The 14480-nt window shown below is 74.8% G+C and carries 11 protein-coding genes; 5 read left to right on the forward strand and 6 right to left on the reverse strand.

Annotation, left to right across the window (positions count from 1 at the left end; translation table 11 throughout):
- Positions 1–23: 23 nt before the first annotated feature.
- The 3 genes from ACZ66Z_RS19465 to ACZ66Z_RS19475 all read right to left on the reverse strand — a co-directional run bounded on the left by ACZ66Z_RS19465 (position 24) and on the right by ACZ66Z_RS19475 (position 5230).
- The gene (locus ACZ66Z_RS19465) at positions 24–1202 is read right to left on the reverse strand and encodes an acyl-CoA dehydrogenase family protein (RefSeq protein WP_469935493.1); all 1179 of its coding nucleotides are present in this window, start codon (positions 1200–1202) and stop codon (positions 24–26) included.
- A 198-nt stretch (positions 1203–1400) separates the two neighbouring features.
- A complete protein-coding gene (locus ACZ66Z_RS19470; RefSeq protein WP_469935495.1) occupies positions 1401–1601 on the reverse strand; it encodes a hypothetical protein in 201 nt (66 codons plus the stop codon).
- 296 nt (positions 1602–1897) lie between these two features.
- Complete coding sequence (locus ACZ66Z_RS19475) at positions 1898–5230, reverse strand: AfsR/SARP family transcriptional regulator (RefSeq protein WP_469935497.1); 3333 nt, start codon at positions 5228–5230, stop codon at positions 1898–1900.
- Positions 5231–5408: 178 nt separating this feature from the next.
- Between ACZ66Z_RS19475 and ACZ66Z_RS19480 the strand changes: the two genes are divergently transcribed.
- Together ACZ66Z_RS19480 and ACZ66Z_RS19485 are read left to right on the forward strand one after the other, a co-directional pair.
- A complete protein-coding gene (locus ACZ66Z_RS19480; RefSeq protein ID WP_469935499.1) occupies positions 5409–7493 on the forward strand; it encodes a SpoIIE family protein phosphatase in 2085 nt (694 codons plus the stop codon).
- A gap of 10 nt (positions 7494–7503) precedes the next feature.
- Positions 7504–8532, forward strand: coding sequence for a PHP domain-containing protein (locus ACZ66Z_RS19485; protein WP_469935501.1), 1029 nt, complete (start codon positions 7504–7506; stop codon positions 8530–8532).
- Between the two features lie 220 nt (positions 8533–8752).
- Here ACZ66Z_RS19485 and ACZ66Z_RS19490 read toward each other — a convergent pair whose 3' ends face one another.
- Positions 8753–10150, reverse strand: coding sequence for an NADP-dependent succinic semialdehyde dehydrogenase (locus ACZ66Z_RS19490; RefSeq protein WP_469935503.1), 1398 nt, complete (start codon positions 10148–10150; stop codon positions 8753–8755).
- Between the two features lie 199 nt (positions 10151–10349).
- Here ACZ66Z_RS19490 and ACZ66Z_RS19495 point away from each other — a divergent pair, with 199 nt between their 5' ends.
- Together ACZ66Z_RS19495 and ACZ66Z_RS19500 are read left to right on the forward strand one after the other, a co-directional pair.
- Positions 10350–10838, forward strand: coding sequence for a VOC family protein (locus ACZ66Z_RS19495; protein WP_469935505.1), 489 nt, complete (start codon positions 10350–10352; stop codon positions 10836–10838).
- A gap of 202 nt (positions 10839–11040) precedes the next feature.
- The gene (locus ACZ66Z_RS19500) at positions 11041–11781 is read left to right on the forward strand and encodes a dienelactone hydrolase family protein (RefSeq protein WP_469935507.1); all 741 of its coding nucleotides are present in this window, start codon (positions 11041–11043) and stop codon (positions 11779–11781) included.
- A 140-nt stretch (positions 11782–11921) separates the two neighbouring features.
- Here the strand turns inward: ACZ66Z_RS19500 and ACZ66Z_RS19505 are convergent, their stop codons facing one another.
- On the reverse strand, positions 11922–12614 hold the full coding sequence (locus tag ACZ66Z_RS19505) for a ThuA domain-containing protein (protein WP_469935509.1): 693 nt from the start codon (positions 12612–12614) through the stop codon (positions 11922–11924).
- Positions 12615–13008: 394 nt separating this feature from the next.
- On the opposite strand from ACZ66Z_RS19505, the gene ACZ66Z_RS19510 reads away from it, so the two are divergent.
- Positions 13009–13815: a class II aldolase/adducin family protein gene (locus ACZ66Z_RS19510; protein ID WP_469935511.1), complete on the forward strand. Its 807-nt coding sequence runs from the start codon at positions 13009–13011 to the stop codon at positions 13813–13815.
- Here ACZ66Z_RS19510 and ACZ66Z_RS19515 read toward each other — a convergent pair.
- Positions 13779–14438, reverse strand: coding sequence for a TetR/AcrR family transcriptional regulator (locus ACZ66Z_RS19515; protein WP_469935513.1), 660 nt, complete (start codon positions 14436–14438; stop codon positions 13779–13781). The genes ACZ66Z_RS19510 and ACZ66Z_RS19515 overlap by 37 nt on opposite strands.
- Positions 14439–14480 lie beyond the last annotated feature (42 nt).

A 14480-nucleotide genomic window follows, 5' to 3' on the forward strand; every position in this document is an offset into this window, starting at 1 on the left:
ACGCGGCGCCGCACGGGGGGGGATCAGCGGCGGACGCGGGGCATGCCCAGGCCGATCCAGGAGATGATCTCGCGCTGGATCTCGTTGTTGCCGCCGCCGAAGGTGAAGATGACGGCGGAGCGGTAGCCGCGTTCGAGTTCGCCGTGGAGGACGGCGCCCGCCGAGCCCTCCTTGAGGGCGCCGACGGCGCCGACGATCTCCATGAGGGCGGCGTAGGCGTCGCGGCGGGCCTCGGAGCCGTAGACCTTGACGGCGGAGGCGTCCTGGGGGGTGAGGGTGCCGTGCTGGACGGCGTTCACCATCTGCCAGTTGAGGAGCTTCATCGCGTCGAGGCGGACGTGGGTGCGGGCCAGGGCGCGGCGGACCCAGGGCAGGTCGATGACCCGGCGGCCGTCGGAGAGCGGGGTGTCGGCGGCCCAGCGGCGGACGTCGTGGAGGGCGCGGATCGCCATGGTGCCGTGGGCGGCGAGGGTGACGCGCTCGTGGTTGAGCTGGTTGGTGATGAGCCGCCAGCCCTTGTTCTCCTCGCCGACGCGGCGGGAGACCGGGACGCGGACGTCGTCGTAGTGGCTCGCGGTGGTGTCGTGCGAGGCGAGGGTGTTGATGATCGTGCAGGAGTAGCCGGGGTCGCTCGTCGGCACGAGGAGCATGGTGATGCCCTTGTGCGGCGGGGCGTCGGGGTCCGTGCGGACGGCGAGCCAGACCCAGTCGGCGGTGTCGCCGTTCGTCGTCCAGATCTTCTGGCCGTTGACGACGTAGGTGTCGCCCTCCCGCACCGCGCGGGTCTTCAGGGCGGCCAGGTCGGTGCCGGCGTCGGGCTCGCTGTAGCCGATGGCGAAGTCGATCTCGCCGGAGAGGATCCGGGGCAGGAAGTGCGCCTTCTGCTCGTCCGTCCCGTACCGCATGATCGTTGGGCCGACGGTGTTCAGCGCCATCAGCGGCAGCGGCACGCCGGCCTGCGCGGCCTCGTCGAAGAAGATGAACTGTTCCATGGGGGTCAGGCCGCGCCCGCCGTACTCGGTGGGCCAGCCCACCCCGAGCCAGCCGTCGGAGCCGAGGCGTCGCACGGTCTCGCGGTAGAAGCGCTTCCGGGCCCCCGGGTCCGTGTGGCGGGTGTGGACGTCGTCCGGGACCAGTTCGGCGAAGTAGGCCCGCAGCTCGGCGCGCAGACCGTTCTGTGCGGGCGTGTACTCGAGGTGCATGGCGTCCTCCCGTGGCGGCGTCCTGCGGCGTCCGCTGCGTCCCCGTGCGGTGCGACGCGCGACGGCGGACACGGTAGAACGTGTTCCACACATGCGGAAGCCTCGGGACGCCCGAGGCCCCGGTTCGGTGCGACCGATCCGGGGCCTGCGGGAGGGAGAGGGGGAGGACGGGATCCGGCCCGAAGGCCGGACGGGCTCCTACGGCAGGAGCTCGTCCATGGAGGCACGCCCCTTCTCCGCCATGCGGCGTTCCGCCCAGGCGAGGCTCTTCGGATTCACGTCACGGCCGGAGGCGAGGACCAGGTCCTCCGCCGTGAACTCACCCTCCGATCCCGCGTGCAGCAGCTTGTCGGGCGTCGGAAACTCCCCCGGGGACGTCTTGTCGGGCTCAGCGTTCATGCCGCCTCCTACGTGTTCGTCCGGCACTCGCCATTCTCGTGTCAGGTCCCCGTGCGCGCATCCGGGGCCACCACCGGACCGCCTGCGGGCCCGGTGGCGGGGCGTCGACGGGGCCGGGAAAGGCGGGGTCCGTCCCACCCGGGGAGTCGACGACGCCCCGGGCCCGGCCGCTGCCCCACCCTGGCTCCTGCGCCCGGTCGACGCCCGCCCGGTGACCCCGCGCACGCGTCGCGTCGCCCTCGGTGCTCCGCCCCGGGGAGGACCGGGACGCGGGCCCGTGAGCGCCTGTCGCCCGGCTAGCCGACGTCCGCCAGGTCCCGCACCAGGGCGGCGGCCGCCCTCAGGGAGAGGCCGGCGCCCTCCCCGTACCGACGGCCGTACTCCTCCGGTGGCAGGGCCGCGCGGAGCACCGCCTCGGCACGGGCCCGGATCGCGGTCTCGGTCCACGGGGTGAAGGGGCGGAAGCCGCCGCCCGTGTCGGATCCTGCGTGGACGTCGTACGCGCCGAGGAGCCGGGCCCCCGTCTCGGCGTCGCCCGGCGCGCCACGGCCGCCACGGGCCCAGGCGGCGGTTCCGAACTGGGCGACGACGAGGTGCGGGGCGACCAGGTGGGCGAGGGTCTCGATGTCCACGACGGCCCGGGCGAGGCGTGACAGGGCCCGGTCGTGGGCGCCGTCGAGGCAGTCGAGCCACGCCCACGTCCCGCCGACGAGCCCCCAGAAGAGGGCCGGGGTGACGTCCCCGAACTCCTCCTCCAGGAGGGAGAGCTGCGCGCGGGCGAGGGCGGTGCGTCCGGTGTCGCCGTAGTGCTGGGCGAGCAGCAGCCTGCCGGCGCCGGCGGCCTCGGCGCCCCACCGCCCGGCCTCGTCGGCGGCCTCGACCAGGAGCCGCTCGGCCGCCGCGTCCCCCTCCGGCCGGAGCCGGAGCCGCACGGCCGCGAGACGGGCGGTGAAGACGGGCACCTGGGAGCGCGCTCCGACGCGGGCGGCGGCGTCGGTGGCCCGTTCGAAGGCGGCCGCCGCCTCGGCCGGCCGGCCCTCGCGCTCGTGGGCCTCGCCCCGGGCGGCCAGGGACTCCGCGATCCCCCAGGAGTCCCCGGCGGCCTCGAAGAGGGCGAGCGCCTCGGCGGCGTCGGCGCCCCGGCCGACGAGCTTGGCCCGCATGAGGAGGGCGAAGCCCAGGTCCCAGCCGGTGCTGTGGGCGCGGCAGGCGTCGACGATCAGGGTCAGGGTCTCGTCGAGGCCGGTGAGCTCCCCGGTCATGAGCCGGGCGAAGTACCACATCGTGCCCGGCTGGCGGCAGGTCTGCGGGAGTCCGGGGCGGTACGCGGCGGCCAGGGCGACGAGCCGGGCGCGGGTCTCGGGCCGTTCCAGGGCGGTGGCGCCCTCGCCGCCCTCGGTCGCGAGGGCGTACAGCCGGCCGCCGCGCCGGGCCTCCCACAACCGCTCGCCGGTCCACGGCGGCGGGACGTCCACGCACCGGCCCGCCAGCGGCTCGGCGGGGCGGACGGGCTCCTGGAAGGGGTCGGGGCCGAGGCGGCCGGCCTCGGCGGCCCAGGTGCGGGCGTCGGCCTGGTGGTTGCGGAGCTGCCAGAACCAGCTGAGCGCGTGGACCAGGCAGAGCAGCTCCTGCTCGTCGCCGAGCGCGACGGCCGTCCGGAGGGCGCCGCGCAGGTTGTCGTGCTCCCGCTCGAAGCGGGCGATGGCGTCGAGCTGGCCGGGACCGCGCAGCTCCGGTTCGGTCCGGCGGGCGAGCTCCCGGTAGTACGTGAGGTGCCGGCGTCGCGCCGCCGCCCGCTCCCCGGCCTCGTCCAGCCGCTCCCCCGCGTACTCGGCCACGGTCTCCAGGAGCCGGAACCGCATCCCGTCGCCGTCGGGCACGGCCACCACCAGCGACTTGTCGACGAGAGCACCGAGCGCGTCCAGGACGTCGGCACCCGGCGCGCCCCTCCCCGTGTCCCCGGTGTCGTCCGCACGCCCCGTGTTCTCCGTGCCCTCCGCGCAGACCGCCTCCGCCGCCGCCAGGTCGCAGCCGCCCGTGAAGACCGCGAGCCGCCGCAGCACCGCCCGTTCGGTCCCGTCGAGGAGCTCCCAGGACCAGTCCACCACCGCCCGCAGGGTCTGCTGACGCGGCAGCACCGTCCGCGCGCCCGAGGTCAGCAGCCGGAACCGGTCGTCGAGCCGGTCCGCGACCTGCCGCACCGACAGCATCCGCAGACGCGCCGCCGCCAGTTCGACGGCCAGCGGGAGCCCGTCGAGGCGACGGCAGACCTCCTCCGCCGCCTCCGGGTCCTCCGCCACCCGGAAGCCCGGCCGGGCGGCCGCGCCCCGCTCCCCGAGGAGCCGCAGCGCCATGTCCACGGGCAGCGGGTCCAGGGGTCGCACCTCCTCCCCCGGCACCCCCAGGGGCTCGCGGCTCGTCGCGAGGACGGTCACGCCGGGGCAGCGGGTGAGGAGCGCCTGCGCGAGCTCCGCCGCCTCGGCGACGACGTGCTCGCAGTTGTCGAGGACCAGCAGCATGCGGCGTCCGGCGCAGTGCTCGACGAGGGCGGCGAACCGGTCCTCCGGGTCGGCCGGGGCAACGGCCGGGGTGTGCCAGAGCTGGGTCTCGCGGGCCCCGAGCGCGGTGAGCACGGCGGCGGCGACCGTGGACTCCCCTCGTACGGAGGCGAGTTCGGCGAGGTGGACGGGGCCCTCGTACGTCCCGGCCGCCTCCAGGGCGAGCCGCGTCTTGCCCACGCCGCCCGGCCCGGTGAGGGTGACGAGCCGCCGTCCGTCCCAGGCGGCGGCGAGCGAGCCCAGCTCGTCGGTCCGGCCGATGAACGAGGTCAGGCGGGCGGGAAGGGTGTCGGCGGGAGCGGGCGGGCGGGGCGGCACGGGCCCGCCCCCCGTGAGGAGTTCGGCGTGCAGGGAGCGCAGTTCCGGCCCCGGGTCCGTGCCGAGCCGGTCCGCGAGGGCCGTGCGCACCTCCTCGTACGCGGCGAGGGCCTCGGCGGGCCGCCCGGACGCGCGCAGGGCGCGGATCCGCAGGGCCTGGAGGGGTTCGTCGAGCGGCTGCCCGGCGGCGAGCGCGGCGAGGGGCGCGAGCACGGCGTCGGCCCGTCCGAGGGCCAGGTCGGCGGCGAGCCGGTCGCGCCGCGCCTGCGCGTGCCGCCGCTCGACCCGTACGACCAGGGGGTCGGTGTCCCGGCCGGGCAGATCCACGAGGGCGGGCCCGTGCCAGAGGGCCAGGGCCTCGTCGAGGAGTGCGGCCGCCCGTTCGGCGCGGCCGGCGGCGAGCGCGGCGGCGCCTTCGGCGGCGAGCCGTTCGAAGCGGTGCAGGTCGACGGCGTCCGGGTCGGCGGCCAGCCGGTAGCCGCCGGGGACGGAGACGACGGCCTCGCGGCCGAGGGCCCGGCGCAGGCGGCCGACGAGGGCCTGGAGCGCCGCCGTGCGGTCCTGGTCGTCGGCCGGGTCGCCGTCGGCCCACACCCGGTCGATCAGCGCGCCGGGGTCCGCCGTGCGCCCGCCGGCGGCGGCGAGCGCGGTGAGCAGGGCCCTGAGCCTGGCACCGCTCAGGACCGCCTCCGTCCCGTCGTCGGTACGGAGGGCCCGGCACGGACCGAGAACACGGTAGGGCGGCGGCTGCACCGGCCCATTCTGCCCCGGCGCGGGCGGACGGGCTCCGTCACCCCGACTGCCCCTCCGGCCCCGACTGCCCCTCCGGCCCCGACCGGCCGCCGGTCCGGTCGGCTTCGTCGCGGCGAACTCGCGCCACGCCGTGTCACCGCCATGGCGTCCGCGGGGCGCGGGTTCGACAATGGGGAGGATGACCGATGACGACCGGCGTACGCGCAGTGGCGAGATCGGGCCCGCCGAGTGGCTCGCCATGAACCGGACCGGCAGCTTCGACTGGGATCTCGACGCGGGCACCATCGATGTCGACGAGTCCGGGCTGCTGATCTTCGGCGTGGCCCCGGACGCCTTCGACGGACGGCCGGTGTCGATCGTGACGCGCCTGGCGCCCGACGAGCAGGTCAAGCTGGAGGACGTCGTACGGCAGGCCGTGCGCGGCGGCGCGGTCTCGTACACGGCGCACTTCCCCATCCCGCAGGCCGACGGGTCACCCCACTGGACGCACGTGCAGGCGAGGATCCTGCGCTCGCCGGACGGCCGGGCCCGGCGGATCGTCGGCATCGTGCGGGACACGACCGCCGAGGTCGCGCACTTCGCCTTCGTGCAGGAGCTGGAGAAGCGGCGCGAGGTCCAGACGAACATCGTCGAGCGGACGACGAACGCCCTGTCCCGCGCGGTGACCGTGGACGACGTGACCGCGGCCCTGACCGGCCCGGGCGGCCTCGCCCGGCTCGGCGCGGAGGGGCTCGCCCTCGGCCTCGTCGAGAACGGCTCGCTCAACATCATCGCGCTCAGCGGGGAGTCCCTCGACGTCCTCGACGACTTCCGCAGCCGTCGCCTCGACCGGAAACTGCCGCTGGCCGAGGCGGTGCTGAGCGGGCGGCCCCGGTTCGTCTCCTCGTTCCCCTCGCTGGGGCGGGACTTCCCCGAACTCGCCCCCTATCTGGCGCACCTGCAGTTCCGGGCCGCCTGCTACCTCCCGCTGGTGGCGCAGGCGCGTTCGCTGGGCGGCATGGCCCTGTTCTACCGGGGCCGCACCTCCTTCAACGCCGACGAGCGCAACCTCGCCCTCGGCCTCGCGGCGATCGTCGCCCAGTCGCTCCAGCGGGCGATCCTCTTCGACGAGGAGCGGGAGTTGGCCACCGGACTCCAGGCGACGATGCTGCCGCGGCGGATCCCGCAGTTCGCCGGCGGCGAGATCGCCGTCCGCTACCACGCGGCGTGGAGCGGTCGGCAGGTCGGCGGCGACTGGTACGACGTGATCCCGCTGCCGCGCGGCCGGGTCGGGATCGTCGTCGGCGACGTCCAGGGCCACGACACGCACGCCGCCGCCATCATGGGGCAGCTGCGGATCGCCCTGCGCGCGTACGCCGGCGAGGGACACGCCCCGTCGACCGTCCTCGCCCGGGCCTCCCGGTTCCTCGCCGAGCTGGACACCAACCGCTTCGCGACCTGCACGTACGCGCAGGTGGACCTGGCGAGCGGCACCCTGCGCGCGGTGCGGGCCGGGCATCTCGGCCCGTTGATCCGGCACACCGACGGCCGGGTCGGGCAGCCGAAGCTGCGGGGCGGCCTCCCGCTGGGCCTCGCGACCGTGTTCGGCGACGAGGAGTTCCCGGAGACCCGGCTCGACCTCGTGCCCGGCGAGACGCTGGTGCTCTGCACGGACGGGCTCGTCGAGCAGCCCGGCTCGGACATCGAGTCCGGGCTCGCCGCGCTCTCGGGCGCGATCGCCAGCGGTCCGCCGCAGGCGGAGGCGCTCGCCGACCACCTCTCCGAGCGCCTCTGGGAGCGGTGGGGTTCGGGCGACGACGTGGCGCTCCTCGTGCTGCGGCGCAGCCCGGACCCGGGCACGCACCGGGCGCCGCGCATCCACCAGTACATCCACCAGGCCGATCCGCAGGGCCTCTCGGACGCGCGGGCGGCCGTCGGGCAGGCGCTCCGCGACTGGGGCATGACGGAACTCGTGGACGACGCCGAGCTGTTGACGGGCGAGCTGCTCGTGAACGTGCTGCTGCACACCGAGGGCGGTGCGGTGCTGACGCTGGAGGTGCTGCCCGAGCCGGTGCGGCGGGTGCGGCTCTCGGTGCAGGACCGGTCGAGCGCCTGGCCCCGGCGGCGCACCCCCGGCGAGGCCGCCACCTCGGGCCGGGGGCTGCTCCTGATCGACGCGCTGGCCTCCCGGTGGGGCGTGGAACCGCGCGGCGAGGGCAAGGCGGTGTGGTGCGAGATCGGGCCCGTGCCGGTGGCGGTCGACTCCGTCCCCGGCGGTGGGTGAGGAGGCCGTCGTGGACCCCGTCGCCGCGCTGGAACGCATCGCGTTCCTGCTGGAACGCGCCCAGGCGCCGGGCTATCGGGCGCGTGCCTTCCGTACCGCCGCCGCGGTCGTCGCCGCCCTGCCGGAGGGCGAGGCGGCCCGGCGGGCGGCGGCCGGCACCCTGGAGTCGTCGAAGGGCGTCGGGCCGAAGACGGCGGCGGTGGTGCGCGAGGCCCTGGAGGGCCGGGTGCCGGAGTACCTGGCGCGCCTGGAGGAGGAGTCGGAAGCCTCCCTGGGCCCGGTGGAGGGGGACGGCCGCGCGGGCGGGGCCTTGCGGGCGGCCCTGCGGGGTGACTGCCACCTGCACTCGGACTGGTCCGACGGCGGCGCCGGCATCGAGGCCATGGGGCGGGCGGCGGCGGCGACCGGGCACGAGTGGGCCGTCCTCACCGACCACTCGCCGCGCCTCACGGTGGCGCGGGGCCTGTCCCCCGAGCGCCTGCGGGAGCAACTGGACGCGGTGGCACGGCTCAACGAGCGGTGGGCGCCCTTCCGGCTGCTCACCGGGATCGAGTGCGACATCCTGGACGACGGCTCGCTCGACCAGGAACCGGAGCTGCTCGCCCGCCTCGACCTGGTCGTCGGCTCGGTCCACTCGAAGCTCCGGATGGACGCCCGGTCGATGACCCGTCGTCTCGAACGGGCGGTGCGCGACCCGCTGTTGGACGTGCTCGGGCACTGCACGGGTCGTCTGGTGGCGGGCGGGCGACTGCGGCCCGAGTCCGAGTTCGACGCGGAGCGCGTCTTCGCCGCCTGTGCCGAGTCGGGCACGGCGGTGGAGGTCAACAGCCGCCCGGAGCGCCTCGATCCGCCGCGCCGGCTGCTGCGGGCGGCGGTCGCGGCGGGCACGTACTTCGCCGTCGACACGGACGCCCACGCGCCCGGTCAGCTGGAGTGGCAGATCCTGGGCTGCGCACGTGCCGAGGAGTGCGGGGTCCCGCCGGAGCGGGTGATCAACACCTGGCCGGTGGAGCGGCTGTTGGAGTGGGCACGGGGCTGAGGCACCGCCGGGGGCCGGGGCGTCCGGACAGGGCCGGCGTCCGGAGAGGGCAGGAGGCCGGAGAGGGCAGGCGTCCGGAGAGGGCAGGCGTCCGGAGAGGGCAGGCGTCCGGAGAGGGCAGGCGTCCGGAGAGGGCAGGCGTCCGGAGAGGGCGGGAGGCCGGAGGAGGCCGCTCCCCCGAGAGCGCCGGGCGCTCCTGCCGGCCGTGGCCGCACGGACGTCAGGCGCGCTGCCAGACCGTGGTCGCGTTGCAGAACTCGCGGATGCCGTGACCGGAGAGTTCCCGGCCGTACCCCGAGCGCTTGATCCCGCCGAAGGGGAGCGCCGGGTGCGAGGCCGTCATGCCGTTGACGAAGACCCCGCCCGCCTCCAGGTCGCGGACGAAGAACGCGACGTCCTCCGGGGAGCGCGTCCAGACGTTGGAACTGAGGCCGAACGGAGAGTCGTTGGCGACGGCCACGGCCTCCTCGATGTCGCTGACCGGGTAGACCGTGGCGACCGGGCCGAAGGCCTCCTCGTGGTGGATCCGCATCTCCGGCGTGATGCCGGTGAGGACGGTGGGCCGGTAGTACCAGCCGCTCCGGAGCGCCGACCCCTCCGGGCGGTTCCCGCCGCAGAGGACGGTGGCGCCCCGCTCGACGGCGTCGTCGACGAGCTCCTCCAGGTCGGCCCGGCCCTGCTCGGTGGCGAGGGGGCCGACGTCGGTGGACTCGTCGAGGGGGTCGCCGACGGTGAGGGCGTTCATGGCGGCGGTGAAGCGCTCCGAGAAGTCGTCGTACACGTCCTGGTGGACGATGAACCGCTTGGCGGCGATGCAGGACTGCCCGTTGTTCTGCACGCGCGCGGTGACGGCGGTCTTCACGGCTCCGACGATGTCGGCGGAGGGCATGACGATGTACGGGTCGCTGCCGCCGAGCTCCAGGACGGTCTTCTTCACCTCGCCGCCCGCGACGGCGGCGACGGACCGGCCGGCCGGTTCGCTGCCGGTGAGGGTGGCGGCCACCACCCGGGGGTCCCGGAGGACGCCCTCGACCTCGCGGGAGCCGATGAGGAGGGTCTGGAAGCAGCCGTCGGGATACCCGGCGCGACGGAAGAGGTCGCCCAGGTAGAGCGCGGTCCTCGGCACGTTGGAGGCGTGTTTGAGGAGGCCGGTGTTGCCCGCCATGAGCGCGGGCGCGGCGAAACGGATCACCTGCCAGAGCGGGAAGTTCCACGGCATGACGGCGAGGATCGGGCCGAGGGGCCGGTAGTGCACCCGGGCCACGTCGGCGCCCGAGTCCTGGACGTCGCTCTCCGCCGGGTGCTCGTCGGCGAGCAGTCGCTCCGCGTTCTTGGCGTACCAGCGCATGGCCTTCGCGCACTTGGCGGCCTCCGCGCGGGCGGCGGCGATCGGCTTGCCCATCTCGGTGGTCATGGTGCGGGCGATGTCCTCGGTGTCCTCGTCGAGGAGGGCCGCGGCGGCGCGCAGGAGCCGGGAGCGTTCGGCGAAGGACGTCGTGCGGTACTGGCGGTACGCCTCGTGCGCGGCGGCGATGCGACGCTCGACCTCCTCGGGCCCGTGGGCCTCGTAGGTGCGCAGCGTCTCCCCCGTCGCGGGGTTCACGGTGGCGATGCCCATGACGTGCCTCCTCCTGCCATCGGCCCCCGTCCGTAACCTTCCCCTCCCCGGCCGTCGGCGCAACAGGGGCGGGGCGGTGGGGTGACCTCCCGCCCGGTCGGCCGGAGCGGGCCCGTCTCCAAGGATGCACGATCCGGACTATTCGGGAGGATGAACACAGAAGCATCCACACGGAGCTCACGAACGAGAGGCATTCGTCATGGCTGTTTCCAGCACTCCGATCGGGCTCACCCGGGGCGCGCACGTCGGGATCTCGGTCTCGGACCTGGACGTGGCGATCGATTTCTACCAGGCCCTGACGGGTCGGCCGCCCGTCGCGCGGGGGACCATGCACAGTGCGTCCCTCGGCAGGTCGCAGGGGCTGCCCGACGCGAACCTGCGGTACGCCACGATCAACATCGACGGCCTCGGCATCGACCTCATCGAGTTCGAGGACCCGGTGGGCTGGCGGACGAACGGGGCGGCGAACCGCCCCGGATCCATGCACCTGTGCTTCAGGGTCGACGACTTCGACGCCGTCCACCGGCGCATGAAGGAGGCCGGCTACGCCTTCCTGGGCGACGACTACACGTTCCTCGCGGGCGAGGTCACCCCGGACGCGGCCCTCGGCACCAGGGTCGCCTACTTCAACGACCCCGACGGCACCAACCTGGAGATCATCGAGCCCAGGGGCGGGTTCGCCGGCTGACGGGCCCGCGCCCGGCGGGGGCTGGTGCGAAAACCGGTTGGCGGGGCGCGGCGGCCGCTGCTACCTTGCCGGAGGCCGTACGAGAGAACGAGGAGGTGGTACCCGTGAACGCAGTATCGACATGGGTGCTCCCTCCCCGGGCCACGGTCGGGCGATAGTTCGTCCGGGAGCGCCGTTCAGAGCACTCCCGAAAGGCACGACCGTGCACTTCACTTCCGAACAGCACCTCGACGGCGGCGTCCTCGAGCGCGCGTTCACCCTCGGCGAGATCCCCGGCATCCTGTGGACGTCCGCATCGCCGTCCGCGTCCGCACCGGCGCCGCTGATCCTGCTCGGCCACCCCCCGCTCGGACTGGGCAGGATGTACCCCCGGCTGGCGGCCCGGGCCCGGCAGGCCGTGGCGGACGGCTTCGCCGCGGCCACCATCGAGCTCCCCGGAAGCGGCGACCGGCCCCGTTGGGCCGCCCTCGATCAGGCCCGCGCCGACCTGCGCCGGACCATGGAGGCCGGCGAACCGGTCGGCGACGAGCTCGTCGACGCCCTCGTCCTCCCGCTCGTCGACCGGGCGGTCCCGGAATGGCGGACCGCCCTGGACGCCCTTCTGTCACTGCCCGGGATCGGCGGCCCGGTCGGGTACTCCGGGGGCGTGATCTCCATCGGCGTCCGCCTCGCGGTGGTCGAGCCGCGCATCGCGGCCGCCGGGCTCTTCGCCGGGAGCCTCGTGCCGCGCGCCGTGTTCGAGGAGGCCCGCCGGGTCACCGTTCCGCTGCACGTCCTCCTGCAGTGGGACGACGAGGGGAACGACCGTCAGGCGGCCCTGGACCTCTTCGACGCCTTCGGCTCCGCGGAGAAGACCCTCCAGGCCAACATGGGCGGGCACACCGGCGTCCCGCAGTTCGCGGGCGACGACGCGGCCCGGTTCTTCGCCCGGCACCTGAAGTAAGCCCGGGCCGCCGGGCCGGGCTCGCGTCGCGCGCGTCCGGCCCGGCGGTCCGCTCCGGGTGGTGCCGGTCGGAGACGCGGAGACCGGAGCCCCGGGGATGTCGCGACGGCCGAGCGCCCAGGCGCTCGGCCGTCGTCGCCTCACGCCGAAGGGACCGCCGGAGCGCGGTCGGCCGTCAGCCAGGCCAGGGCCCCCCTGAGGTGGGCCCGGAAGGCGGGATCGCCGTAGGTCTCCGGCGCGTGCCCCAGGGCGGTGAAGAAGACGCGCCCCCGGCCGATCTCCCGGCACCAGACCAGCGGATGGTCGGCGCCGTGGGTGCCGCCCCGGTAGGTGGTCTCGTCGGCCCGGGCCAGGACCCGTACGGACGCCCCGGAAGTCCGGGGGTCGGAGCGGAAGTTGTACCACTCGTCCGTCCGGTCCCAGCGCTCCGGGAGCGGGGCGGTCGCCGGGTGCTCCCGGTCGTCGACGAGCACCGTGCCCGGCTGGATCTCCGGGTGCCCGTCGAAGCGGGTGCCGAGCAGTTCGCCGTAGAAGGGCCAGTCGGGTTCGGCGTTGGCGGCCGCGTGGACGGCGAGGAGGGAACCGCCGCCGCGGAGGTACGCCTCGAAGGCGGTGCGCCCCTCGGGCGTCAGGACGTTCCCCGTCGTGGAGAGGAGGACGACGGCGGCGCACCTCGCCAGGCGCTCCGGCGCGAAGGCCGCCGGGTCCTCGGTGACCTCGGCCGTCCGGCCGAGCTCCGCCGCCAGCTCGACGAGAGCGGCGGCTCCGGCGGGGATCGAGTCGTGGCGGTACCCCGCCGTACGGGTGTGCACGAGGACGTCGGCGGTGGTCACGCGGGGGCTCCTGGGCGGGTGAGGAGGGAGGGGGAACGGGCCCTGCAGCGAAGGAGAAAGCGCTTTCTCCATCCCACGACCGTAGCCATCGAAAACCCCGGGTCGCAACCCCTCCCCCTCTTCCGCACTGCCCCGATGCCCCCTTTTCCGGCCCCTAGCCACCGGGGCACGGAGGTGCAGGAGGCGGCACGGAAGCCGCCGCGCCGGGTGGAGCGGCACGGGGCTTCCACGCCTCCGTCGACTGAGCCGTGCGCCACACCGAGTTCCGATGCATTGGCGTATCGGATACAGATCTGTATCTTTTGGCGCGCCGTGCACCACTCGCGCGTCGTCCGTGCACCACTCGCGCGTCACCCGTGCACCACCTCCGCGTCCCGTTCACCGAGGAGCCGCCATGAGCACCGTGCCGCCCGCTATCGCCGCCGCCGTCGGGCCCCTGCCCGAGGGGGCCGTCGTTCCGCTGCCGCCCGCCTTCGCGACCGTCGAGGAGGAGCGCGCGTACCGAAAGGAACAGCTCGCCGCCGGATTCCGGATCTTCGGGAGGTTCGGCTTCTCCGAGGGCGTCGCCGGGCACATCACCGTCCGCGACCCGGGCGACCCGAACGCCTTCTGGGTCAACCCGTTCGGCATGAGCTTCACCCAGATCAAGGCCTCGGACCTGATCCTGGTCGACCACGAGGGGAACGTCCTCGAAGGACGCCGGCCCGTGAACCGGGCCGCTTTCGTCATCCACTCCCGGGTCCACGCCGCCCGCCCCGACGCGATCGCCGCCGCGCACTCGCACTCCCTGCACGGCAAGGCCTTCTCCAGCCTCGGCATCCCGCTCGCCCCGATCACCCAGGACGCCTGCGCGTTCTTCGAGGACCACGGGATCCACGACGACTACCGGGGCGTCGTGAACGAGACCGAGGAGGGCGAGCGGGTCGCCAAGGCCCTCGGCGACCACAAGGCGGTCATCCTCAAGAACCACGGGCTGCTCACCGTCGGCCACTCCGTCGCCGAGGCCGTGTGGTGGTTCGTCACCATGGAGCGCTCCTGCCAGGCACAGCTCCTCGCGATGGCGGCGGGCACCCCGCACCTCATCGACCGCGAGACGGCCCTCCTCACCCGGGGGCAGATCGGCGGACACCTGGCCGGATGGTTCCAGGCGCGTCCCCTGTGGGATCAGATCACCGCGTCCGACCCCGACCTCTTCGACTGACTCCCGGACCGGCCGGGGATCTCGCGCGTCGTCGCCTCCAGGAGCGGGACGAGGAACTGCCGTTCCAAGGTGCCGGGCGGCAGCTCCGACGGCTCCACGTAGCTCTGCGCGAGACCGCCCTCGCGCAGGGCGATGAGGAGCCGGGCGAACCGGTCGGCGGTCACGGTCAGTTCGCGTCCGGCACGGCGCAGCACGAGGGTGAGGCCGCGGGCGATCTCGGCCCGCAGCCGCTCGTCGTGGCGCGCGAGCACCCAGGCGGCCTGCGGGTCGCGGATGGCGTGCAGGGTGAACTCGGTGGTGACGAGGTACCACTCCCGCTCGTCCGGTTCGACGCGGGCGGCGAGCTCCGCGAGCCGGGTCAGGGTGTACTCCTCGGGCGCGAGCGCGTCGATGGACTCGGCGAGGCGCCGCACGGTCCGCTCGCTGTGCTCGTCGAAGAGGGCGAGGAAGAGCTCTTCCTTGCTCGCGAAGTTCGAGTAGTACGCCCCCCGCGTGTAACCGGCGCGCTCGCAGACCTGCTCGATCGTCGTCGCGTGGAAGCCGTGCTCGGCGAAGGTCTCCAGGGCGGCCTTCAGGAGCGCCGCGCGGGTGCGGGGCCGCCTCCTGGTGACACCTTTCGGCACGGGTGCGTCCTCCTCGGTCGGGCCGCTCTCGCGGCGGACGCC

The sequence above is a fragment of the Streptomyces sp. NPDC107498 genome (assembly GCF_055582805.1).